Below are 21,871 nucleotides of genomic sequence, written 5' to 3' on the forward strand. Positions count from 1 at the left end.
AGGCAGGAGACGGTCACCTCATGAGGAAACTCCAAAATCGCGACGTACATCACATTCGATTGATGGTACGTGCGTCGTGGCACTGATCTTCATCGTTGGAAGATCAAGACGCAGTCAACGCCGCCCGTGAGCCGGGCGACGTTGCGGTGGAACGCAGCAGGGACAGCCGCCGGGGCGGCCTTACTCGTACTGGATGGTGAACGTGGCCTGGCCGTTTGCGACACCAGCACCGACCGTGCCGGCCTGGGTCTGCACGTAGCGCGCGCGCAGCGGCAGCGCCATGACGCTGGTGCCCGGCGCCGTGGTGCCGACGTTGATGGTCTGGCCGAAGCGCACTTCGCGCTCGGTGGTGCCATCGCGCTGGACCATCTGGATGCCGATGCGGGTCGCGCTGTTGGCAGCCGCGCTGAGCTTCAGCACGCCCGGCATGTTCGAGCTGTCCTGGTCGGCATCGAGGCGGATGCCGATCTTGCTCTGGTAAGCGGCGACATTGCTGCCCTGGCAGTTCAGCCGGATCTCGAAATCGCGGTCGACGGCCCTGGAACCGACACCGGTGAAGGTGGTGTTGGGCACGCTGCCGAAGTCGACGGCGATGTTGCGGCTGCCGGCCTGCACTTCGCAGGTCGGGCTGACCACGGTGGTGCCCGAGCCCTTGAAGGTGGAGGTCAGCACCGGTCGGCCGGCGCCATCACCGTCGAAGTAATACGTGGTGAAGCGACCGTTCGGTGCGATCACGCCCGAGCCGGTCTGTGCCGCAGTCTTGATCAGCTGGATGCGGAACGTGCCTCCGACCAGCGAGATGGTGCTGTTGCTGGCGAAGTTGATGGTGTGCGGATAGTAGGTCTGGATCGCGCCGGAGTCGCGGTACAGGCGGATGCCCACGCCCGCCACATCGGTTTCATAGACGTTCGAGAACCCGGCCACCGGGCGCTTCTGCGCGGCATTGACGTACTCACCGATCGAACGCCCGCCGGACCAGTCGCAGCGCGCCACGCTGTTCTGCTGGTTGATCGGCTCGCTGATCTCCTTGATCACGCCGCCGACCGGCGTGCTGGGCAGGATCACGATCTGCCCCATGTCCATGGTTACGTCCTGGGCCACGAACCAGCTGTTCTGGATGCGGCACGATGCACTGGCCTGCTGCGCCAGCAGCACGCCGCCCATCACGGTCAAGGCGGCCAGCAGCGTGCGGCCACGGGAAGAAATCATCGGCATGCTGCCTCCAGCGGGATGAAGCCGGTCTTGGACGCATCGGCGCCCGCCGGAACCTGGTAATCGATGGTGCAGCGCTGCTCGGCACCGGCGCCCCACTCCACCAGCAGGCGGCCCTGGTTCTTTTCACTGCGCACGTACAGGCGACCGCCCTGGCTGACCATGCCCACCGGCTGGCCCTGCTCGTCCTTGACCTGCGCACCGAACGGCATGCTGCGGCCATCCGGGTTGCGTACCTGGATCAGCAGCGCGTTGCCCTTGCGGGTATCAAAGCGCAGGTAGCTGATGGCGCCGGCAAACGGTGCGATCGACTGGCTGGTGCTTTCCAGTTCGACGTCGTGGGCCATGCCCTGCGGGTCGAGGGTGACGGTGTTGAGGCGGTACGGCGACACGTACGGCACCACCGCATAGCCGCGGCCATCGACGCGCAGGCCCGGGGCGTTGCTGACGATCGCATCGCGCGCGCCCGGTGCTTCGACCAGCACCATGGTGTCGCCCCGCTGCGGGGTGAAGGTGAAGCCACCCGGATGCACGACCACGCTGCCGTTGGCACCGACCGACGCCTGGCGGAAATCACGCGAGTGGCTGTAGGTGGCGTTCAACGCGGAGTAGCGGCTGCGGTACTCGGCATTGCCGACCGCGGTGGTGCCACCCTCGCGGGAATCGGACAGGGCCACGCCGTAGCTGAAGTTGTTGTCGAGGCCAGCCGAACCGGTGATGCCGACGCGGCTGTTGTCGTAGCCACCACGATCGCGCATGCCCAGATCGGCGCTGAACGACACCGGGTGGGTACCCCGGCCCAGCGGCACGCTCATCGACAGCAGGTACTGGGTATCGGAACGGCCGAGCACGCCCTCTTCGGTGCGCAGCGCCGAGAAGCCGTAGTTCACCGAACGCCAGGCGTTGTTGTAGCCCACCTGGTACTGCTTGGAGGTGCCGGAACGGTCGTAGAAGTCACGCACCGAACCGGTCACGTACAGCGCACCACCACGGCGGCCGAGCGGCTGGTTCAGGGTGACCTGGAACTGGCTGCGCTGGCGGCCACGGGTGGTCGGATCGATGCCGCGCGCGTCCGAATCACGGCCATACAGGGCGTCCTGCAGGCTGTAGAAGCCTTCGGTCGAGTAACGGTAGGCGGCCAGGGTCAGGTTGGTGCCGGTCTCGCCGATCATGTTGCTGTAGCTCAGCCGCACGCTGGCGCCGGTGTGGCTGCCGTAGTGGTCGAACGAGGTACGCGCATGGGTGACGTCGGCAGCGAACGCGCCGACCCGGGTCGACAGGCCGACACCGTACAGCAGCGACAGATAGCCATCGCTCAGCGCGCTGCCGCCGTAAAGCGTCAGCTGGTTGCCGATGCCGCGCTGGTAGGTGCCCTGCACCAGCCAGGGCTCGTCGGCCAGCAGCTTGTTGCGCACCTGGCCGGCGGTCAGCGAGTAGCGCGACACGCCCTCACGCAGCATCTGCGGCACCGAGCCGAACGGCACCTTGAATTCGCGGCGGCGGCCATCGGCCTCGATCACGCTCACTTCCAGGTCGCCGCCGTAGCCGGTCGGGTACAGGTCGTCGATGACGAAGCTGCCCGGCGAGACGGTGGAGGAGTAGATCAGCTGCTGGTTCTGGCGCACTTCGATGCGCGCATTGGTCTCGGCGATGCCGCGCACCACCGGCGCGTAGCCGCGCAGCGAATCGGGCAGCATGCGGTCGTCACTGGCCAGGCTGGCACCGCGGTAGCCGATCGAGTCGAACAGCTCGCCCGTGGTGTAGGCCTCACCGATGGTGAGCATGCCGCGCACCTGCGGGATGCCGCGCTGTGCGTAGGTGGCGATGCTCTGCCAATGGCGGCCGTCACCCTCGGACCAGGTCAGGTTGGAATCGTGGCGGAACTGCCAGCCGCCCAGGTTCAGGCCGGCATTGAGGCCGAGATAGGCGCTGCGGTTGCGCTGGCCACCTTCGACGCGGCTGTTGCTGTCGATGGCATTGAAGCTGTAGCCGACGAAGCCGGCATTGATGCCGCGGTCCCACAGCGCCGGGTTGACGTAGCCGCGCGCCTCACGTCGCAGGAACACCTGCGGAATGCTGAGGTCGTAGCGCAGGTTGCCGCTGTCGTAGACACCGTAGGCGTTGGCCATGCGCTGCTGCACCGGCACGCAGCTGGTGGTGTCGGTCGGCAGCGTCGGGTCCTGCTGCAGCAGCACGGCCTCGCTGTCCACGCCCATTTCTTCCAGCATCGGCAGCGGCAGGCAGGCGTCCACGCGCCCCTGTGCATCGGCCTTGAACTGAAGGTCGCGGCGGCCCTGCCAGGCGCCGTTGACGTAGACGTCGACGCGGTAATTGCCGGCCACCATCGGGTTGCCGTTGCTGAAGGCGGCCAGGTCGACCTGCTTGGCCTGGCCGGACAGGAAGCTGGAATTGAACTGGGCCGATTCCGGTGCACGCGCAGTGGCCGCACCGCTCTGCGCCATCAGCGCCTGTTCGCCGAGATTGGCCGGTGCCGCCAACGCCCATCCTGGGCAGGCCGCGCCAACAACCAACAGGCAAAGCGCCTGATGGATCGACAATGTCAATCTGTTTCCGATCACACTGACATTCCTTCAATTCGCCGCACGGCGGCGGTGGCGGGATGCGCAGACCCATGGCCGGCGCGGCGCGTTCAGCCCCCGGTGCTGTCGAGGCGGACGGTGTGCTCGACCCGGCCGCCGTAATCATTGATGGTGATGAAGCGCACCTGCTGCGTGCCCGCCGGTGCGGCGAACTCCAGGCTCTGCTTCGGCGCGACCATCGCGCCCTTGTCCTCGACCGCCTTTTCACTGCTGCCGGTCACGGCATGGACTTCGGCCAGAGTGACGTGGAAGGGGCTCGGGTTGTCCACCCGCAGGCGGTCGCCGGCGCGGGTCCAGCGCAGCGCTGCCGGTGCGTCGTTGGCGACGCCCTTCAGGCCCTGCGGCCGGTAGAAAAGCTTCAGTCGCGAACGGAACGCGACCTGCAGGTAATTCTGGTCGCCGCTGTCGGCATTGTCCGGCGACGGCGGTACGTCCAGCACGTTGAGCCAGAACACGGTCTCGCGATCGGTCGGCAGCTGTGCGCCGGAGAAGATCAGGCGCAGCGCCTGGCTGCGGCCCGGTTCGACGCGCGCGATCGGCGGCGTCAGCACGAACGGGGCATCACTGGTGTCGGCGGTCTGGTTGGCGTCGCCACTGTCGATCCAGGCCTGGACCAGTGCGGGCGAGTCGCCCACGTTGTCCACCTGCACGGTGACTTCGCGCGCCTGCGCCGGGTAGATCACCCGCGTGCCATTGACCACCACGCCGGCCAGTGCGTTCTGGCAGAAGGGCAGCGTGAACGCTGCCAGCAGCAGCGCCCGGGGAAAGAGTGCTTTCATCGGAAGTACTACGCTCGAGGGGTGTGGCCAGGGGCCGCGGAACACCGGCCGGCGCGAACGCCGGCCAGTGCGGGCACGACTGCGATCAGTTGTAGATGATCGTGTACTTGACGCTGCTGGTGACGTCGCCCGGGGTGGCGGCGGCAGTGGCGTAGTACTCAGCGTAGTAGTTCAGGTCGGCCGAGCCGTCGGTGCCGACGGTGACCCACTGCGAGTTGGTCTGGGCCAGGCCAGCGCCAGCAGCCTTGATCGGCAGGAACTGGTTGTTCGAGCCCAGCAGCTGCAGCTGCACGTTGGTGGCGGCGTTGGCCGACGCCTGGTTGACCAGACGGCCGCTGTTGAAGTCAACGGTCGAACCCGGCTCGAAGTAGGTGGCGACGTTGCCGGCGCTGCACTTGGTCAGGTTGATGGCGAACGGGGTACGGCCCGCAACGGCACCGGCGGTGGCCAGGGTGTTCTTGGACACGGTCGGCAGGGTCACGGCGAAGTCCTTGCCGCCCGGGGTCGAGATGGTGCAGGTCTTGTCGGTCACCTTGCCATTGAAGGTGATGGTGCCGTCGGCGGCGTTGGCGGCCAGCGGAGCGGCGGCCAGCATCAGAGCGGCAATGAGGTTGATCTTGTGCATTCGCTTTTACCTAACCCTACTGAAGAGATGAGAAGTAGAGGAGGAAGCAAGGAGCACTGCCGGGCTAACAAGACCCATCCTTGCGTCTCACCTGTGGCCGGACTCGGACGTACCTCTCCCTGAATCCGTGACGCAAGTATATGCACAACTGTGATGAAAGTCTCACTATTTTTCTGAACGACGATTTATTGACGCTCCAAATGTGACGTGATAGGCGAAATCGCGTCCCTAGGCGCGCGGGAGAATTGACGCAGCCATGGGCGGGGCACAAGCGACCGTAAATGACGCAATGGCTGACGCGTTCGGCATGCGCGAAAACAGGCTTTTTTCAGGCGGAAATCGCTTTGTTTGATGCGCATCACTCTTTCTTGGTGATGGCCCTAGCAGATTCGGAATCGTCCTATTAAAGGCTGATCGAACCTGTCGCTAACTAGGACACACCGAACCAGAGAACGTGTCATGAGGAACTCCATTCTGCTGTGCGTGGCCCTGATGTCCGTCAGTGCGCTGGCCCAGGCCAGCAGTGGCAGCATCCGTTTCAGCGGCCGCATCGCCGAGCCGGGCTGCACGACGAACCTGTCCCAGGGTGAGCTGAGCCTGGCCGCGTGCCCGCCATCGGCCAAGGGCTCGACGGTGGCCGTGACGGCGCTGGCCGATGGCCAGGCCGCGACGCTGCGCGATGGCAAGCGCCAGGGCCAGAAGCTGTCGGTGTCGGCCAGCGCGATGCGCGCCGGCGATATCGCCTTCTCCGAGCGTTACAGCGTGCAGGCCACCAAGCAGCAGCCGCTGCAGGGCGCCTACCTGGTGGTGGTCGACTACCTGTAAGCGCCGTTGAGGGCCGGCGGCGTTACGCCGGCTGAGGCAGCTCGAAGACCTGGCGCAGGTAGGCCAGGTAACCCGGGTCGTCGCACATGCTCTTGCCCGGCGAATCGCTGAGCTTGGCCACCGGCTGGCCATTGCAGCGGACCATCTTGATGACGATGTTGAGCGGCGTCGGCCCCAGATCATTGGTCAGGTGCGTGCCGACGCCGAACGCGACCTGGCAGCGCCCGCGGAAGTAATCGTACAGGCGCATCACCTTGGCAATGTCCAGCCCGTCGCTGAACACCAGCACCTTGCTGCGCGGATCAACCCGGCGCTGCTGGAAGTGCGCCAGCATGCGGTCGCCCCAGTCGAACGGATCGCCGGAGTCGTGGCGCACGCCGTCGAACAGCTTGCAGAAATACATGTCGAAATCGCGCAGGAACGCGTCCAGGCCCACCACGTCGGACAGCGCGATGCCGAGGTCGCCACGGTATTCGCGCGCCCACGATTCCAGCGCCGCCACCTGTGAATCCCGCAGGCGCGGGCCCAGTGCCTGGAATGCCTGCAGGTACTCGTGCGCCATGGTGCCGTGCGGAGTCATGCCGTACAGGCGGGCGAAGTGCACGTTGCTGGTGCCGACCAGCTGCGGGCCGAGGGCGTCGCGCAGCAGCGGCAGCAGGCGGGCATGCCAGTCACGCGAGTAGCGGCGGCGGCTGCCATAGTCGGCAATGCGGCACTGCTCGAAGCCGGGGGTATCGCGCAGCAGCGCGGCCTTGGCCTGCAGGCGGCGCTCACCTTCGGCGAAGTCGGCCGTGGTGGTGTTGCGGAACCACACTTCGTTGATGATCGCCAGCAGCGGTACTTCGAACAGGATGGTGTGCAGCCACGGGCCGGTGATGTCCAGCTCGATCTCGCCGGGCACGGCCGTCGACGCGCGCAGCTGGATGTACTTGCGGTCCAGATGGAACAGGCCGAGGAAATCGGCGAAGTCCGGCTTCACGAAGCGCAGGCCGCGCATGTAGTCCAGTTCCGCGTCGCTGAAACGCAGGCTGCACAGGTGGTCGATTTCTTCGTCGATCTGGTCGATGTAACGGGCCAGGTCGATGCCGGGGGTGCGGCACTTGAACCGGTACTGCACCTGGGCGCCGGGGTGCTGGTGGAGCACCGCCTGCATCATGGTGAACTTGTACAGATCGGTGTCGAGCAGGGACTGGATGATAGGCATGGGGCGGATTATGCGCCCGGCGGAGTGAACCGTGGGCGCGCCCGCCTTCCGTAGGCCGAGCCACGCTCGGCTGGAGCGTTGCCTGAGCCGCGCGTGGGCCCGGTGCTACAGCGACCTGCGCAGCAGGCGCGGCACCAGCATCAGCGCGTGTGCCCAGATCGCGGCCCACACCGCAGCCCGCACCGGCAGCGAACGCTGCCCGGCTTCGAACTTCTGGAAATAGCGCCACAGCCCCTTGTGCTTGTGCCACTCCACGAAGAACGGCCGCGAGCGGCTGGAGACACCGCGCACATGGGTAACCTGCAGATCATTGGCGATGGCCACCACCGCACCGGCCTGGCGTGCGCGCCGGCACAGGTCCAGGTCCTCGGCATGCAGCCGGTAGCCCGCGTCCCAGCCGCCGATACGGTCGAACAGTGCGCGCGGCATCATCAACAGCGCACCGGACAATGCCGGCACCCGCTGCAGTGCCTGGTGCGGGTCGCGCGCCACCGCCAGCTTCGAGCCCTTGCCGGGTGAGCGCAGCATCATCAGGAAATCCGGATCGCGGCGACGCACCGCCTCGTCGGCATGACCCTGCTCGTCCACCTGTTCGACGCCCAGCAGGCAGTCACCCAGCGCTTCGGCCCGGCGGCGCAGCTCGGCCAGCGTGCCGGGCTCTACCATCAGGTCCGGGTTGATGAAGGCCAGCCACGGGCTGTGCGAGTCGGCCACGCCCTGGTTGTTGGCGGCGGCGAAGCCGGGATTGTCCGGGTTGCCGACGAAGCGTACGCGGGCATCGTGGCTGGCATGGCGCTGCACGATGTCCAGGGTGCCGTCCAGCGAACCATTGTCGATCACCCGGATCTCGGCCACCTCCTCTGCCTGGCGCAGCCGCGAGAGGCAGGCATCGATGGTGCTGCCACTCTGGTAAGTGACGACGATGGCGGCAATGGCTGCATTCAAACGGGGAACTCCTACGCGGACGGAACGAACAGGTCGCCCTGTTCCCGCGGCATTATCGCCTGCCGCATGCGCTGCTGCAGGTCGGCACGCAGCCCGTGCAGCGGATCATGCATCAGGAAGTCGGCCAGGCGCGGCACCCAGGCCGGCCAGCGCGCCGCCAGCGCTTCCAGATCACCGTCGCGGCTGACCGCCTCCCCTGCCCGGCTGACGAAGGCGGTCTCGCACAACACATTGCGCCACCCCAGGCCAGCCATGCGCAGGCTGAGATCGACCAGCGCGGCATTCCAGCCCGCATAGCTTTCCACGTCCAGGCCACCGGCACGACGGCGCGCGTTGCCGCGCACCAGCACCGCATGTGTGACTGCAGAAGGCAGTTCCGGATGCAGCGTCGGCAGCGTGGCGCAGGTCTGCGCGAGCACCGCGGGGTCATTCGGTTCGGGATTGATCTCGCCCAGCCGTGGCCACGCCGCAGTCTCGCCGGCGTTGCACCAGGGCGTCGCCGTGGCGATGGAGGCGTCGCGGGCGAAGGCGTCCTGCAGCTGCTGCAGCCATCCCGGCGCGGGCACGCTGTCCGGTGCGAGCACGGCCACGTCCATGCCATCGCAGGCGCTCAGCATTTCGTCCAGATGGGCAACTTCGCCCAGTGGCCGCGCGCGCCGGGTGTATTCGGCCTGCAACGGCGTATGCGCCAACCAGTGTTCGACCACGGCCTGCGCACGCGGCCCGGTCTGCGCATCATCGGCCAGCCAGACCGCAGTGCCCGGCGCCGTGCCGGCATCCAGCGCGGCCAGGCAGCGGTCGAGCGCGGCATCGTCCACGCACAGCGGCAACAACACGATCGCCCCCATCCCGCCTCCGTGGTTGTCGGTGGCCACAGCGTAGCACCGGGCGGGTATCGGCCGGGTTGCACCCGCCGCCCGGCCGTAACCCCCTTATTTCTTCGCGCGCGGCGCGTTCAGCGGCTCCATCGCACGGAAGCGCTTGCTGTACTCGTCGGTCAGGTTGCGCGACTCCTGGTTGTTGCGGACGATGGTCGGCGTCAGCAGCACGATCACCTCCGAACGACGGCTGGTGCGCGTCTTCTGCCCGAACAGCGCACCGACCACCGGAATCCTGCTCAGGCCCGGAATGCCGCTGCTGCCATCGGTGGCCGAGTCGGTGATCAGGCCCGCCAGCATGATGGTGTCGCCACTCTGCACCGCTGCTTCGGTGGACAGCTTCTTGGTCGAGATGCGCGGGTTGCAGTTGCGCTCGGTGGGGTTGCAGCTGTCGGGCACGTCCGAGGCGCTGCTGACTTCCTGCACGATGTCCAGGAACACGGTGCCGTCGCGGGTCACGCGCGGGCGCACCTTGAGGATCACACCGGTGTCGATGTACTGCACCGAGCTGTAGGTGCTGGTGCCCACGCCGGTGTTCACCGTGGTGGTGTTGATCGGCACCTTGTCGCCCACGTTGAGCGTGGCCTCGGCGTTGTTGCGCACGAACACCGACGGCGTCTGCAGCAGGCGCAGGTCGGTCACCTTGTCCAGCGCACTGACCACCGCGGCCGCGTTGTGGCCGGTGAAGGCCCAGCCGACGCCGTCGTTGCCGGTGACGCCGCCGGCGAAGGTGTTCCACGAGCCACCTGCAGCCGGCGGCAGGGTCAGGCCCGCCAGGGCTCCGGTGAGCGCGCGACCGGCCACGGCATTGTCGAAGAACCAGTTCACGCCGTACTTCAGGTCGCCGGTCAGCGCGACTTCGGCCACCTGCGCCTCGATGTGCACCTGCAGCGGCATCACGTCCAGCTTCTCGATCACCTCGCGGATCGAGCGCCAGGCCTGCGGGCTGGACCGCACCAGCAGGGTGTTGGTTTCTTCCACCGCCGATACGCCGACGCGGTCACCTTCCACTTCCAGGCTGACGCTGACGTTGCCGGGCTGGCGCTGCGGCAGGTTCAGGCTGCCATTGCCGCTGCCGCCGCTGCCACTGGTACCGCCCAGCGTCGAGCCCAGGGTGCTGCTTGTGGTATCCATGCCACGATCGCCGTCACTGCCCAGCTGCGACGGGATCGCCCCCGGCGCGAGCGAGGCCGGGCTGGAAGCGCCCCGGTTGCCACTGCTGGCAAAGGCCTCGCTGAGGCGCTCGGCCAGGTCGCGCGCCTTGATGTAACGCAGTTCGTAGGAGAACAGGCGGGCACTGCCGCCGGCGGTGTCGATGCGGTCCAGCCACTGCTGGATCTGGTCCAGGTAGCGCACCTGCGGGGTGATCACCAGCACGGCGTTGGCGTTCTCCAGCGGCAGGAAGCGGAACATGCCGGCGCTGGGCGTCTTGCTCTCCTCGCCGAACACTTTCTCCAGGTCGGCAGCGACCTGCTCGGCCTTGCCCGACTGGATCGGGAACACGCCCACCGACATGCCCGACAGCCAGTCGACATCGAAGATCTCGACGGTGCGCAGGTAATTTTCCAGCTCGGCGCGGGTACCGCCGAGGGTGATCACGTTGCGCCCGCTGTCGACGTTGACGATGGCGTTGGGGCGCGCATACGGCTCCAGCACCTTCTTCATCTCGGTGGCGGAAATGAACTGCAGCGGGACCACGCGGACCTCGAAGCCGCGCGCGCTGGCGGCCGGCGCGGTGCTCGGTGCCACCGTGCCGGCCAGGGCCTGGTCGGCGGCGACGATGTTGTAGCGCCCGCCGCTGTAGACCATGCGCGCGTTGTTCCAGCCCAGCACCATCTCCAGCAGGTTCAGCGCCTGCGCCGGCGAGACCGGCTTGGGCGTGGCCAGGGTGACCGTGCCCTGCACGCCCGGTGCGATCACGTAGTTCTGGCCCAGCATGTCGCCGAGGATGGCCTTGACCACCGCATGCAGCGATTCGCCTTCGAAGTTGAAGGTGGCCTCGCCGGTGCTGGCGCCATGCAGCGCCGGCGCCGGCGCGCGCGCGGCCTCACGGTTGATCATCGTGCCGGTGCCACGGCGGATTACCGCCTGCGGCGCGCCCTGGCTCTCGCGGGCGGCATCGGCGACGCCATCGGCCGCCTGGCCGGCGCCGGCGCTGGGCGACAGGTTGCCGTTGCGCTGCACGTGCGGCGCGGACACCGTACTGCAGCCGACCAGCAGCGCGAGGGCAAAGGACCAGGGAAGAAAACGCAGGTTCATGCATTCACTCTATCGGTTGGTGCCATCGCCCGGGGGCGGCGACGGTTGTTGCTGCTGTTGCTGCAGCTGGCGACGGCGGGCCTGGATGCGTTCGCGGATGGCCTGCATCTGCGCTTCGCTGGGCCCGTTGGTGTTGGCCGGTGGCGTGTTCGTGGGTGCGGCCGGCGCGGCGGCGGCAGCGGCGTTGCCGGTACCGCGCTGTGCACTGACCCCCGGTGCAGCGACCGGCGCGGCGGGGGGCTGCACCGGTGGCGGTGCCCCGCTGCCCGGCGCTGGCGGCACCGCGCCATTGGCACCCCGCAGCACGGTCGGCGGCTCTCCGCCCTGGCCGTTGAATACCGCCAGTTCAAGGACCTGGTTGCCACCGGGGCCGATCACGGTCGCCTGCCGCGGCTGCAGCGCCACCAGCTGCCAGCCGTCCACGGCGTCGCCGTTGAGGCGCAGCCGCAGCGAGCGGTTCTGCTCGGTGGTGAAGGTGGCCATGCCGAAGTCGCCGGTCAACAGCACGCCGGTCAGGCGCAGCGCGGCACTGGCCGCGGGTTCGCTGCCACCCAGCAGGTACGGGCGCGGCCTGCGGTCTTCGGCGAACAGCGGGCGCTCGCCGATTGCGCTGTAGCTGTCGGCGCTGGCCATGCGCTCGGCCGCCAGCGGCGGCAATGACGGCAGCGCAGGCGCGGCGTCGGCATCACCGCCGGCACCGGGCAGATGGCTGCCCAGCCCGAAGCCCGTGGCCAGCCAGACGGCGGCGGCCCAACCGGCCAACGCCAGCAGGAAGCCGGTGCGCAGGCTGATCTGTTCACGTTTCATCGGCCACCTCCTGCCCTTCGGACGGGGCGACCGGCGGCGGCGCAGGGGTCGCCTCGGCCGATGAAGGCAGCGCTGCGGGCGCTGCGGCAGGCGTTGTCGCCGCGCCGTCGGCGGCGGCGCCCGGCAGCAGGTAGCCGGCCAGCTCGAACGACACGTCCAGGCCCAGCCCCGATTCATTCGGCGATTGCTGGAAACGCTGCGCGATCAGGTTGAGGTTGTCGACGAACAGGCGTGGGCTGCCGGTTTCAAGGCTGTGCAGCACGGTGGCCAGTTCGGCCACGCCGCAGCGCAGCCGCACCTGCATCGCGACACGCACGAACTCGGCATCGCGGCGGTTGTCGGCCAGCGGCGTGCGGTTGCTGATGGTGCAGCTGCGGTTGCCCGGGCTGGCCATCGCCACGGCATCCTGCAGGCGGGCGCCCAGTGCGGCGGCAGCGGCTTCGGCCGTGGCTTCGCGCAGGAAGCCCGGCCGCTGCTGCAATGCCTCGCGGGTGGCACGCAGGCGCTGTTCGATCTGCGGCTGCTGCTGCAGCTGCGCCTGCACGCGCGCCTCGCGCTCGCGCAGCGCGGCGACATCGGCATCGATCGCACGCAGCGGCTGTGTGAACCATGGGTGCACCAGCAACAGATACGCCACGCCGAGCACGGCCAGCAGCAGTGCCAGCGCCAGCCAGCGGTCACGGCGTGCGCTTGGCATCGGCATCGGCCGCCTCCGGGCTCGGTGCCGCGGCCGGCAAGGGCTGCAACTCGGCGGTCATGGTGAAGCGGTCACGGCCACTGGCGGCGCCATCAGCCTGCAGCACCCCGGTCAGGTTGACCTTGCGCCACTGCGGTGCATCCTGCAGCAGCTGCACCAGCTGCGATGCCTCGCGGCTCAGGCCGATCAGCTGCAGGTTGTTGTTCTCGATCGCCAGCTTTTCCAGGTAGGTGCCTTCCGGCAGGCGCCGGGTCAGTTCATTCCAGATTTCCACGGTACCGGCGCGCTGGCTGCGCTGTTTCTCCAGGAACGCGGCACCATCGATCAGCGCCTGCAGCTGCGCGCGTTCGCTGGCCACGCCACGCGCACTGCGCGCGCTGCGCTCGACCTGCTCACGCAGCGCGTCGGCGGCAGCCCGGCGGTTGTCCAGCAGCTGCACTGCTGCCAGCACCAGCATCACCGCTGCCGCCACCGCCAGCAGCAGGTTCCAGCGCCGCATCGGGTCTGGACGCACCTGGCGCTGCGCGGGCGGCAGCAGGTTCACCTGCAGCACGTTGCCCTGCACATCGATGGCATCGACACCGGCCAGTGCGTCGGCCCACGAGCCCACGCCACTGCGCCATGCGTCCAGCTGCCGCAACGGCCACGCCACCAGTTCGACCTGCAGCTGGCCTTCGCCGGCCGCGCCCAGTTCACGCACGTCATAGCTGACCTGGGACGCTTCGAACGGCGTCTGCCGGTCGATCTCGAAACCGACCACCGCGCGCAGGCGATCGGCCGCGGCGGCGGGCAGGCGCAGGGTACGCCGCAGGACGTCCGTCGCCGGCAGCAGCCACACCCGCGGCAGAGTACGCAGACGAGGCTCCAGCACGCGGTCCAGGTCCGCCGGCGACAGCGGCCACGGCAGGCGCGCCACCGCTTCGCGGCGCTCACCGGCCTCGCGCCAGACCTGCAGCTCGCCCCCCTGCTGCTGCAACAGCAGGCGTGCCTGACCCCAGCCCAGCGCCCATTGCCAGCGCACCGGCACCCAGGCCAGCAGCGATTGACGCCACCAGCGCAGGAAACGGCCCGCGCCCGGGCCGATCCGGCCCTGCACCTGCCGCAGACTGTCCTGCCACGCCGTCATCTTGCTGTCATTCCCTGCTCCCAGCGAAGCACTGTGTAAGTCCGCCCGGGAACCCCGCCCGAGCCACTGCGTACCACTGCCTGCACCACCGACCTGCGTCCACTGCTGTCGATGGCACCGGACTCGATACTATAGGTGCCGCTGCTGCTGGCAAGCGTTGTCGTACCGCCAGCGGAATCTGCATCACGCTCCTGCTGTGCGCGCTGCGCCATCACACTGTCCGCATCCAGGCCCAGCGCGGTCAGCACCGGTGCGCTGGCGAACTGCGGATCCGGGCGTGCCTGGCGGCTGTACAGGGTCAGGTGCGGCAGCATCGCCCGGTACAGCGGGCCGCGCATGCCCAGCACCCGCTGCAGCTCGCCCAGGGTCTCGAAGCGCTTGTTGCGGGGACCGTAGGGCAATCCGGCTGCGGCGTAGTCCTGCGCTTCGGCGCCCCCTCCCGGCTGCAGCAGGCTGTCCTCGTCGCGCCAGTCGATGATCGCCCCGGCCAGCTGCCGGGCCTGTGCATCGTCTTCGCCCAGCGCCTTGAGGAAGGCGGTCAGCAGCGCCGCATCGGCCAGATTCAGGTTGATCTTGCCGTTCTCGTCCAGCACCTTGATCTCGATGCTGGCGTCGTCGAACTGCCAGCGGTAGGTACGGCCATCGGCACGCCAGGGCGCGCGTTGCGGATCGGCCGACAGCCGCAGCAGGGCATATTCAAGGCCGGCGCGCGCACGTTCCTGCCCGCGTGCATCGTCATCCAGCACGCGCTGCTGCAGGTGCTCGACCCGTGCGCTCAGCGCGAATGCACCGACCAGCGCCGTCATCAACGCGATCAGCCACAGCACCAGCACCAGTGCCGCCCCGCCCTGCCGGCTCATCGTGCGCCTCCACTGCCACCGGCACGCAGCGCCACCACCAGCGGCGGCCACGGCGCGCCGCGGTTCGGCACGATCTGGATTTCCACCAGCATCGGCAGGCGGCGGGTGTCGTCCCAGCGCGGCAGCCAGTCGGTGACCTGCCCGGTGCTGGCATCGATGCCGCGGTAGCGCAGCTGCACCGACTTCAGGTTCTCCACCAGCACCTCCGGCGGGCGCGGCGGATTCTCGGCGATGCGCTCGCCTTCCTGCAGCAGCACCAAGTCCAGCAACAGGCGCTGTTGGCCACCGCGTCCGTCCACCTGCAGCGCGTGCAGGTAGGGTCCGCCACGGCCGAGGTAACCGGGCAGGTCGGCGGCGAACAACATGCGCTGCTCCTCACCTTGGAAGAAGACCGGCTCGCGGGTGGGGTCCGGGGCCTCCAGCGGGGTGCGCAGTGCACCCGCCAGCTGCCTGCGCAGCAACGATTCCACCGCGCGCATGCGTTCGCTTTCGGCAGCGATCTGCTCGCCGCGCTGGCTGACCGCCATCGCCGAGCGCACGCTGGCAAAGGCCAACGCCAGGCCGCCAGCCAGCAGCACCGTCGCGAGCATCACTTCGACCAGGGTGAAGCCCGCGGCGCGCCGCTTCATCGCGCGTTCTCCAGGTCGGGCGGCAACAGGCGCAGGCTGCGCCAGTGCAGTTGTTCGCGCTCGCTGTCGCCCCAGCGCACCTGCAGCTGCAGCTCGGCCAGCCATGGGGTCCCCGGTGACGTGGCCTGCACGACGTTGCCGGCGCGTGGTTCGACCCACGGCTGGACCTGCAGCTCCCAGTGATAGCGTCCCTGTTCCCAGTCACCCTGCTGGCTGCCCACCTGCAACGGCGTGTCGACGCCGGCCTGGGCCAGCAGTGACTGTGCATGCAGCACCGCGCGCGTGCGCAGTTCGGCGTCACGCACCTGTTTCGCGCCACCGGACAGGCTGCCCAGCAGCAGGGTCAGCGCCAGGCCCAGCAGAGCGAAGGCGATGATCACTTCCAGCAGGGTGAAGCCGCGCGCGCGCCGCTTCATGGCGCCCGCCAGGGCCCGGAGCGGACCTCGCCGGTGAGCCAGCCGACGTCGATGCGCCACTCGGCGCCGTCGCGCTGCAACCGGATGCGGCCGCCGCTGGAGCCGCCATCGGGATGGAACTCGATCACGCCCTGCCCCGGTGCGGTGGCCAGCTGCGCGGCGCCTTCGAACTGCACCTGCAGTTGTGCCGGCACCTCGCCCTGGCGCTGGTTGGCTCCCTCCCAGCGCCGCCGCGCCGGCTCGATCACGAAGCGCTGCGGCTCACCACGGGAAATCGCCTGCGCGCGCACCATGCGCAGCTGGTTGGCGATGTCCTTCCCGGCGCCGCGCAGCTGCATGCCGGCGAACCCTCGTGACAGGCCGGCAGCGGTGATCAGGCCGATCGCCGCGATCAGCGCGATCACCAGCAGCATCTCCAGCAGCGACAGGCCCGCCGCGCGCCTGCCGGGCAGGCGCGGGTGCGGCACCCGGCGCGGCAGGAAAGGCGTCATGCGCGGTTACGGCTGATAGCGGATATCGGCGTCGACGCTGCTGCCACCGGCCTTGCCATCCTTGCCCAGGCTGACCAGCTCGTACGGCTGGCCTTCGCCGGGCGCGCGGTATTCCAGCGCGTGGCCCCACGGATCATTCAGGTCGGCCGGCTTGGCGTATGGGCCGAGCCAGCCGCCGACGCCGGCCGGCGCGGTCACCAGGTCATTGAGCGTGCCCGGCAGCTTGCCGGTGTCGATCTGGTAGTTGTCGATCTTGGAGGCGACGGTCTGCACCTGCGCCTTGGCGATGTTGGCCTTGCCACGGTCGGCACCGCCCAGCACGCGGCTGGCGACCAGGGTCAGCACCGCGCCGATCAGCACGATGACGATGATGATCTCCAGCAGGCTCATGCCCGACTGGTTGCGCGCGGCGGCGAAGGAAAGGCGGATCGGTCGGCGACTGGCAATCATGGACGGTCCTTTCAGTTGCGGAGTGTCAGGGTTGCGGAGCGTGCCATCGTCAACCGATGGCATTGGTCAGGTCGTACAGCGGCACCAGCACGGCCACGATCACCGCACCGACCACCGAGGCCAGCACCAGGGTGATCGCCGGCACCATCGCCGCCAGCATGCGGTCGATGCGCCGGGCGCTGTCCTGTTCGAAGGTATCGGCCGCTTTCAGCAGCATGGTATCGAGCCCGCCGGATTCCTCGCCGACCTGGATCATCTGCAGCGCCAGGCGCGGGAACCGCTTGCCGCGCGACAGCGCCAGCGACAGGCCGGCACCGTTCTTCACTTCATCGGCGGCCGTTTCGACGTCGGCGGCCAGGGCGCGGTTGCCCAGCACGTTGCGCGCGATGCCCAGCGCACCCAGCAGCGGCACGCCATTGCGCAGCAGTGTGCCCAGCGTGCGCGCCAGCCGGGCGGTTTCCAGCTCGCCGATGAGGCGGCCGATGCCACGCCGCTGCAGCAGCCAGCCATCCAGCGCCAGACGGAACGCCGGTTGCCGCGCCTTGCGCTCGAAAAACAGCACCAGCACGCCGGGCACCACCAGCAGCAGCACCCACCAGTCGCGCACGAACAGGCCCAGCTGCAGCACTGCGTTGGTGAACCACGGCAGCGCCACGTCCAGGCTTTCGTACATCTGCGCGAACTGCGGCACCACGTAGCCGAGCAGGAACAACAGCGCGCCACCGACCACCACCAGCAGGATCGCCGGGTAGACCAGTGCGTTGATGACCTTGCCCTGCAGCGCACGGCTGCGCTCGAGGTAGTCGGCCAGGCGCTGCAGGGTTTCATGCAGGCTGCCACCGGCCTCGCCGGCACGCACCATGTTCACGTACAGGCGCGAGAACAGCCCATGCTGGCGTTCCAGCGCGGTGGACAGGGGCGCACCGCCGCGCACTACGTCGCGGATGTCGGTGATCGCGCGGCGTGACCGTTCGTCCTCGGGCAAGCCCAGCAGGATCGACAGCGCGCGATCCAGCGGCTGGCCGGCACCGAGCAGGGTCGCCAACTGCTGGGTGAACTGCAGCAATGCAGCACCCTGCAGCGGGCGCTGCTGCAGCAGGTTGCGCCAGCTGCTCCCGCCGATCGCGCCGGCGTCGGCCAGCTGCGTCTCCATCGGCAGGTGGCCCTGGTCCTGCAGGCGCGCGATCAGCTCGGCCTCGCTGGCCGCTTCCATCTGCCCGTCGAAGACCTCGCCATGCGGGTTGAGCGCCTTGTAGCGATAGTTCGGCATGTCAGCCCCGGCGTCCTGCGCGCATCAGCTTTCCTCGGTCACGCGCAGCACTTCCTCGATGGTGGTCTGCCCGCTCAGCGCCTTGGACAGGCCATCTTCGTACATCGTGCGCATGCCGGCCTCGCGGGCGATGCGTTCGATCTCGCCCATGCCGTCGCGACGCATCACCGCACGGCGAAGCGCATCGTTCATCACCAGGAATTCCATGATGGTGGTACGCCCCAGATAGCCGGTCGGCGCCAGCGCAGACGGCTTGGGGCGGTACAGATGGATCGGCCCTTGCGGCTGCAGGCGGCGCAGTTCGAACCGTTCGATCTCCTCCGGCGAGGCTGCGTAGCGCTCGGCGTGGGTCGGCTCCAGCCGGCGTACCAGGCGCTGGGCCAGGATGCCGTTGATGGTGGAGGTGAGCAGGTAGTCTTCCACGCCCATGTCGAGCAGCCGGGTGATGCCGCCGGCTGCATTGTTGGTGTGCAAGGTCGACAGCACCAGGTGGCCGGTCAGTGCCGACTGGATCGCAATGCGCGCGGTTTCCAGGTCGCGCATTTCACCGATCATGATGATGTCCGGATCCTGGCGGACGATGCTGCGCAGCGCATTGGCGAAGTCCAGGCCGATCTGCGGCTTGGCCTGGATCTGGTTGATGCCCTCGATCTGGTACTCGACCGGGTCTTCGACCGTGATGATCTTGACGTCGGCGGTGTTGAGCTGGCTCAGCGCGGTGTACAGCGTGGTGGTCTTGCCCGAACCGGTCGGGCCGGTCACCAGCAGGATGCCATGCGGCTGTTCCAGCACTTTGCGGAACTGCGGCAGGAAGGCGTCGGTGAAACCCAGCCGATGGAAATCGAACACCACTGTCTCGCGGTCGAGCAGTCGCATCACCACGCTTTCGCCGTGCGCGGTCGGCACGGTGCTCACGCGCAGGTCCAGTTCCTTGCCCTGCACGCGCAGCATGATGCGGCCGTCCTGCGGCAGGCGCCGTTCGGCGATGTTGAGCCGGGCCATGATCTTGATGCGGCTGATCACCGCGGCAGTGAGGTTGGCCGGCGGGCTTTCGCCCTCCACCAGCACGCCATCGACGCGGTAGCGGACCTTCAGCCGGCTCTCGAACGGTTCGACATGGATGTCCGAGGCGCGCAGCTCCACCGCACGCTGGATCACCAGGTTGACCAGGCGGATCACCGGCGCTTCCGACGCAAGATCGCGCAGGTGCTCGATATCGTCGACGGCACCGCCCTCGCCATCGGCGGTTTCCACGATCGCCCCCATCGCGCTGCGGCCCTGGCCGAACCAGCGCTCGACCAGATCATCGATCTCCGCGCGCATGCCCAGCACCGGCGTCACCGGGACCCCCAGCGCCAGCTGCACGGCCTGCTGCGGATAGGCGTCATGGGCATCGGCCAGCCACAGCCGCACCCCGTGTTCATCCAGTTCCAGCGGGCACACGTGGAACTGCTTGAGGAAACGCAGCGACAGCGGCAGCCCCTCGGCCAGCGCCTGCGGCGGCGCTTCAGGCACCTGCTTGCCCTCCAGCAGCGGCAGGCCCAGCACTTCGGCGCTGGCCAGCGCCTGGTCGCGTTCAGACACCAGGCCCAGCCGCACCAGCAGGCCCAGCAGGCTGCCGCCGGCCTCGGCATGCAGCGGCCGCGCGCGCGCCAGGTCGCCTTCCTTGAGCCGGCCGCGTGCCAGCAGCGCATCGAGGATGCGGCCTTCGGCGTCGTCGGTAACGGGTGCAGCGAGCGCGTTCACATGACTCTCCTGTCAATCGGCCCGACTTTAGCAGTTAAGCCGTGATTTCCGCTGCCCCGCGGCCACCTTTCGTAAAAAGACGAAGCCCGTCACACAGGGTGACGGGCGTCGGCCGTTCAACTACGACAACGGGTGCTTACTGCGTGGCGAGAATGCTCACGCCGTTGTATGCCGCTTCGCCCACCACCTTGATGTAGTAGGTGCCCGCGACCGGCTTGTTCACCCGCACCGTTTCGGAGGTGCCAGGGCGGGTCGACTTGGCGTCGTTGTCGCTGGCACTCGGCTCGCGTCCCTGGGCGATGTAGACCGAGACGTTGCCGGTACCGCCGTAGGTGATCACGCTGAGCTGCTTGCCGGCGGCCGCCTCGAAGCTGTACAGGCGGCTGCTACCGGCCGTACCGTTCAGGCCCCCCACGGCGGCCTTGTTGGTCAGCGGCGTCGCCACCGGCCCGCAGTTCTCGGTGCACGGCTCTTCCAGCGCCTTGGCCAGCGCCGCCTTGGCATCAACGATACCGGTACCGATCGGGGTGGCAGCCGGGATGCTGACCGGGAAGGGACGCGCGGTCTCCTTCAGCAGCGTGCGCATCGCCGCCGGGGCCAGCGGATCCTTGCCCTTGGCGATCAGCGCGCTCTGCACCAACGCAGCGACCGCTGCCACGTGCGGCGACGCCATCGACGTGCCGCCCATGCCCATGTAGCTGTAGCTGCCCGACTGCGGGGTGGTGGCCGCATCCGAACCGGACTGCCAGATGTAGCCGCCCGGGTTGCCGTCCACGCTGCCACCGCCGCCGGGGCCGGACAGGTCCACGCGCGTGCCGTAGTTGGAGTAGTAGGTGATGCCGCCGGTGATACGGGTGGCGCCGACGGTCACCACGCCATCGCAGCTGGCCGGACGGTACTTGGATGCGTTGTCGGTCTCGTTGCCGGCGGCCACCACCACGGTGGTGCCGCGCGAGATCGCGCCGTTGATCGCGTCCTGGTAGGTCCCGTCACAGCTGCCGCTGCCGCCGAGGCTCATGTTGATGATCTCGGCCGGGTTGGCATTGGCGGGCACGCCCGCCACGGTGCCGCCGGACGCCCAGGTGATGGCGTCGGCGATATCGGAGAGGTAGCCACCGCACTTGCCGAGCACGCGGACCGGCAGCACCTTGGCCTTGTGCGCGACACCAGCCATGCCGACGCCGTTGTTGGTCTGCTCGGCCACGGTACCGGCCACATGGGTACCGTGCCAGGAACTGTCCTCGGCGACGGAGCCGGTGTAGCACTCGTTGTCGTTCTCGACCCAGTCACCATAGTCCTGCGCGCCCGGCACGCGATCGTTGGTGGCACGGCGCGACGTCTCGGCATCGCTGATGAAGTCGTAGCCTTCCAGCAGGTTGCCGACCAGGTCCGGGTGCTGCGGCAGGATGCCGGTGTCGAGCACGGCCACCACCACGCCCTCGCCCTGCGACACATCCCACGCAGACGGCGCGTTGATGCCACCGGTGGCGTTGTGCAGGTGCCACTGGTACTGCTGGTAGTACGGATCGTTCGGTGCCAGCGCCGGCTGCACGTCACCGGCACGCAGCTCGGTGCGGCGCAGCTTCACGTCGGCTTCGGCGTACTGCACGGCCGGGTCGGCCTTCAGTTCCTTCAGCACGCGCTGCAGTTCCGCAGGCGCCAGGCGCCCCTGCAGACGGATCAGGTCGGCACCGACGCCGAGCCTGCGCACGACCTGCGGGCCAAGCGTGCTGGCGCGGGCGGTGCCACCGGACAGGCTGGCGCGGGTCAGCGCGGACTGCACGGTGGACAGCTTGGCCGAACGGTCGCCCGCCGCAGCGGTGCCGGCACGGTACTTGACGATGATGCGCTCGGCGCCCGGCTCGGCGGTGCTGGCCTGACGCACCGGTTCACGGGTCGGCAACCCGGCGGCGTGGACGGCACCCACCGCGGTCATCGACAGCACGGCGGCGGCAAGCACATTGATGCGAAGGTTCTGCTTCTTGATCACGTCGAATTCCTCTTCTGGGTCATGGATCGAACCAACACTGCGGCCATCATTCCTTGACGACT

Annotated in this window: 20 protein-coding genes; 1 reads left to right on the top strand and 19 read right to left on the bottom strand. The window is 68.4% G+C overall.

The features are described from left to right. Nucleotides 1-180 precede the first annotated feature (180 nt). The 4 genes from AC5P9C_RS07905 to AC5P9C_RS07920 form a co-directional block, all read right to left on the bottom strand. Entirely contained in the window at nucleotides 181-1,215 is a 1,035-nt protein-coding gene (locus tag AC5P9C_RS07905) for a fimbrial protein (protein ID WP_057493413.1), read from the bottom strand. Beyond that, a complete protein-coding gene (locus tag AC5P9C_RS07910) occupies nucleotides 1,206-3,770 on the bottom strand; it encodes a fimbria/pilus outer membrane usher protein (RefSeq protein ID WP_343541085.1) in 2,565 nt (854 codons plus the stop codon). The genes AC5P9C_RS07905 and AC5P9C_RS07910 overlap by 10 nt, the downstream gene beginning before the upstream one ends. A gap of 92 nt (nucleotides 3,771-3,862) precedes the next feature. Beyond that, nucleotides 3,863-4,591: a fimbrial biogenesis chaperone gene (locus AC5P9C_RS07915; protein ID WP_049468303.1), complete on the bottom strand. Its 729-nt coding sequence runs from the start codon at nucleotides 4,589-4,591 to the stop codon at nucleotides 3,863-3,865. An 85-nt stretch (nucleotides 4,592-4,676) separates the two neighbouring features. Then, entirely contained in the window at nucleotides 4,677-5,216 is a 540-nt protein-coding gene (locus AC5P9C_RS07920) for a fimbrial protein (RefSeq protein WP_005415238.1), read from the bottom strand. 459 nt (nucleotides 5,217-5,675) lie between these two features. Here AC5P9C_RS07920 and AC5P9C_RS07925 point away from each other — a divergent pair, with 459 nt between their 5' ends. Beyond that, nucleotides 5,676-6,041 carry a hypothetical protein gene (locus AC5P9C_RS07925; RefSeq protein WP_074725553.1) on the top strand — a complete coding sequence of 122 codons (366 nt, stop codon included), beginning with the start codon at nucleotides 5,676-5,678 and terminating at the stop codon, nucleotides 6,039-6,041. A 22-nt stretch (nucleotides 6,042-6,063) separates the two neighbouring features. Here the strand turns inward: AC5P9C_RS07925 and pncB are convergent, their stop codons facing one another. The 15 genes from pncB to AC5P9C_RS08000 all read right to left on the bottom strand — a co-directional run bounded on the left by pncB (nucleotide 6,064) and on the right by AC5P9C_RS08000 (nucleotide 21,809). Next, entirely contained in the window at nucleotides 6,064-7,245 is a 1,182-nt protein-coding gene (pncB, locus tag AC5P9C_RS07930) for a nicotinate phosphoribosyltransferase (RefSeq protein ID WP_053462135.1), read from the bottom strand. 105 nt (nucleotides 7,246-7,350) lie between these two features. After that, the gene (locus AC5P9C_RS07935) at nucleotides 7,351-8,190 is read right to left on the bottom strand and encodes a glycosyltransferase family 2 protein (protein ID WP_074725552.1); all 840 of its coding nucleotides are present in this window, start codon (nucleotides 8,188-8,190) and stop codon (nucleotides 7,351-7,353) included. A gap of 11 nt (nucleotides 8,191-8,201) precedes the next feature. Continuing rightward, the gene (locus AC5P9C_RS07940) at nucleotides 8,202-9,038 is read right to left on the bottom strand and encodes a glycosyltransferase family 2 protein (RefSeq protein ID WP_495205130.1); all 837 of its coding nucleotides are present in this window, start codon (nucleotides 9,036-9,038) and stop codon (nucleotides 8,202-8,204) included. An 84-nt stretch (nucleotides 9,039-9,122) separates the two neighbouring features. Then, nucleotides 9,123-11,327, bottom strand: coding sequence for a type II secretion system secretin GspD (gene gspD / locus AC5P9C_RS07945; RefSeq protein ID WP_057493410.1), 2,205 nt, complete (start codon nucleotides 11,325-11,327; stop codon nucleotides 9,123-9,125). A gap of 9 nt (nucleotides 11,328-11,336) precedes the next feature. Then, on the bottom strand, nucleotides 11,337-12,134 hold the full coding sequence (locus AC5P9C_RS07950) for a type II secretion system protein, XpsN-like (RefSeq protein WP_057493409.1): 798 nt from the start codon (nucleotides 12,132-12,134) through the stop codon (nucleotides 11,337-11,339). Further along, nucleotides 12,124-12,837 (bottom strand): type II secretion system protein GspM, encoded by a 714-nt coding sequence (gene gspM / locus AC5P9C_RS07955; protein WP_057493408.1) that lies wholly within the window; start codon nucleotides 12,835-12,837, stop codon nucleotides 12,124-12,126. The genes AC5P9C_RS07950 and gspM overlap by 11 nt, the downstream gene beginning before the upstream one ends. Next, nucleotides 12,812-13,957 (bottom strand): PilN domain-containing protein, encoded by a 1,146-nt coding sequence (locus tag AC5P9C_RS07960; RefSeq protein WP_074725549.1) that lies wholly within the window; start codon nucleotides 13,955-13,957, stop codon nucleotides 12,812-12,814. Before AC5P9C_RS07960 ends, gspM begins: the two co-directional genes overlap by 26 nt. Then, nucleotides 13,954-14,817: a type II secretion system minor pseudopilin gene (locus tag AC5P9C_RS07965; RefSeq protein ID WP_064237626.1), complete on the bottom strand. Its 864-nt coding sequence runs from the start codon at nucleotides 14,815-14,817 to the stop codon at nucleotides 13,954-13,956. Before AC5P9C_RS07965 ends, AC5P9C_RS07960 begins: the two co-directional genes overlap by 4 nt. Beyond that, nucleotides 14,814-15,446 carry a type II secretion system protein J gene (locus AC5P9C_RS07970; protein ID WP_262231896.1) on the bottom strand — a complete coding sequence of 211 codons (633 nt, stop codon included), beginning with the start codon at nucleotides 15,444-15,446 and terminating at the stop codon, nucleotides 14,814-14,816. The genes AC5P9C_RS07965 and AC5P9C_RS07970 overlap by 4 nt, the downstream gene beginning before the upstream one ends. Beyond that, on the bottom strand, nucleotides 15,443-15,862 hold the full coding sequence (gene xpsI, locus AC5P9C_RS07975) for a type II secretion system protein XpsI (protein ID WP_049464286.1): 420 nt from the start codon (nucleotides 15,860-15,862) through the stop codon (nucleotides 15,443-15,445). The genes AC5P9C_RS07970 and xpsI overlap by 4 nt, the downstream gene beginning before the upstream one ends. Next, nucleotides 15,859-16,353: a type II secretion system protein XpsH gene (gene xpsH / locus AC5P9C_RS07980; protein ID WP_049464284.1), complete on the bottom strand. Its 495-nt coding sequence runs from the start codon at nucleotides 16,351-16,353 to the stop codon at nucleotides 15,859-15,861. The genes xpsI and xpsH overlap by 4 nt, the downstream gene beginning before the upstream one ends. A gap of 6 nt (nucleotides 16,354-16,359) precedes the next feature. Further along, nucleotides 16,360-16,803, bottom strand: a complete 444-nt coding sequence (gene gspG, locus AC5P9C_RS07985) for a type II secretion system major pseudopilin GspG (RefSeq protein WP_049464282.1) — start codon at nucleotides 16,801-16,803, stop codon at nucleotides 16,360-16,362. 49 nt (nucleotides 16,804-16,852) lie between these two features. Then, a complete protein-coding gene (gene xpsF / locus AC5P9C_RS07990) occupies nucleotides 16,853-18,073 on the bottom strand; it encodes a type II secretion system protein XpsF (RefSeq protein WP_262231895.1) in 1,221 nt (406 codons plus the stop codon). A 24-nt stretch (nucleotides 18,074-18,097) separates the two neighbouring features. After that, the gene (gspE, locus tag AC5P9C_RS07995) at nucleotides 18,098-19,819 is read right to left on the bottom strand and encodes a type II secretion system ATPase GspE (RefSeq protein WP_164688267.1); all 1,722 of its coding nucleotides are present in this window, start codon (nucleotides 19,817-19,819) and stop codon (nucleotides 18,098-18,100) included. Nucleotides 19,820-19,955: 136 nt separating this feature from the next. After that, complete coding sequence (locus tag AC5P9C_RS08000; protein ID WP_414615175.1) at nucleotides 19,956-21,809, bottom strand: S8 family peptidase; 1,854 nt, start codon at nucleotides 21,807-21,809, stop codon at nucleotides 19,956-19,958. Nucleotides 21,810-21,871 lie beyond the last annotated feature (62 nt).

This window comes from Stenotrophomonas sp. YJH_SMC_10, from assembly GCF_059371555.1.

Coding starts and splice junctions, on each gene's coding strand:
- AC5P9C_RS07905 (WP_057493413.1), bottom strand. CDS start 1,215: ATGCCGATGATTTCTTCCCGTGGCCGCACGCTGCTGGCCGCCTTGACC.
- AC5P9C_RS07915 (WP_049468303.1), bottom strand. CDS start 4,591: ATGAAAGCACTCTTTCCCCGGGCGCTGCTGCTGGCAGCGTTCACGCTG.
- AC5P9C_RS07920 (WP_005415238.1), bottom strand. CDS start 5,216: ATGCACAAGATCAACCTCATTGCCGCTCTGATGCTGGCCGCCGCTCCG.
- AC5P9C_RS07925 (WP_074725553.1), top strand. CDS start 5,676: ATGAGGAACTCCATTCTGCTGTGCGTGGCCCTGATGTCCGTCAGTGCG.
- pncB (WP_053462135.1), bottom strand. CDS start 7,245: ATGCCTATCATCCAGTCCCTGCTCGACACCGATCTGTACAAGTTCACC.
- AC5P9C_RS07940 (WP_495205130.1), bottom strand. CDS start 9,038: ATGGGGGCGATCGTGTTGTTGCCGCTGTGCGTGGACGATGCCGCGCTC.
- gspD (WP_057493410.1), bottom strand. CDS start 11,327: ATGAACCTGCGTTTTCTTCCCTGGTCCTTTGCCCTCGCGCTGCTGGTC.
- AC5P9C_RS07950 (WP_057493409.1), bottom strand. CDS start 12,134: ATGAAACGTGAACAGATCAGCCTGCGCACCGGCTTCCTGCTGGCGTTG.
- gspM (WP_057493408.1), bottom strand. CDS start 12,837: ATGCCGATGCCAAGCGCACGCCGTGACCGCTGGCTGGCGCTGGCACTG.
- AC5P9C_RS07960 (WP_074725549.1), bottom strand. CDS start 13,957: ATGACGGCGTGGCAGGACAGTCTGCGGCAGGTGCAGGGCCGGATCGGC.
- AC5P9C_RS07965 (WP_064237626.1), bottom strand. CDS start 14,817: ATGAGCCGGCAGGGCGGGGCGGCACTGGTGCTGGTGCTGTGGCTGATC.
- AC5P9C_RS07970 (WP_262231896.1), bottom strand. CDS start 15,446: ATGAAGCGGCGCGCCGCGGGCTTCACCCTGGTCGAAGTGATGCTCGCG.
- xpsI (WP_049464286.1), bottom strand. CDS start 15,862: ATGAAGCGGCGCGCGCGCGGCTTCACCCTGCTGGAAGTGATCATCGCC.
- xpsH (WP_049464284.1), bottom strand. CDS start 16,353: ATGACGCCTTTCCTGCCGCGCCGGGTGCCGCACCCGCGCCTGCCCGGC.
- gspG (WP_049464282.1), bottom strand. CDS start 16,803: ATGATTGCCAGTCGCCGACCGATCCGCCTTTCCTTCGCCGCCGCGCGC.
- xpsF (WP_262231895.1), bottom strand. CDS start 18,073: ATGCCGAACTATCGCTACAAGGCGCTCAACCCGCATGGCGAGGTCTTC.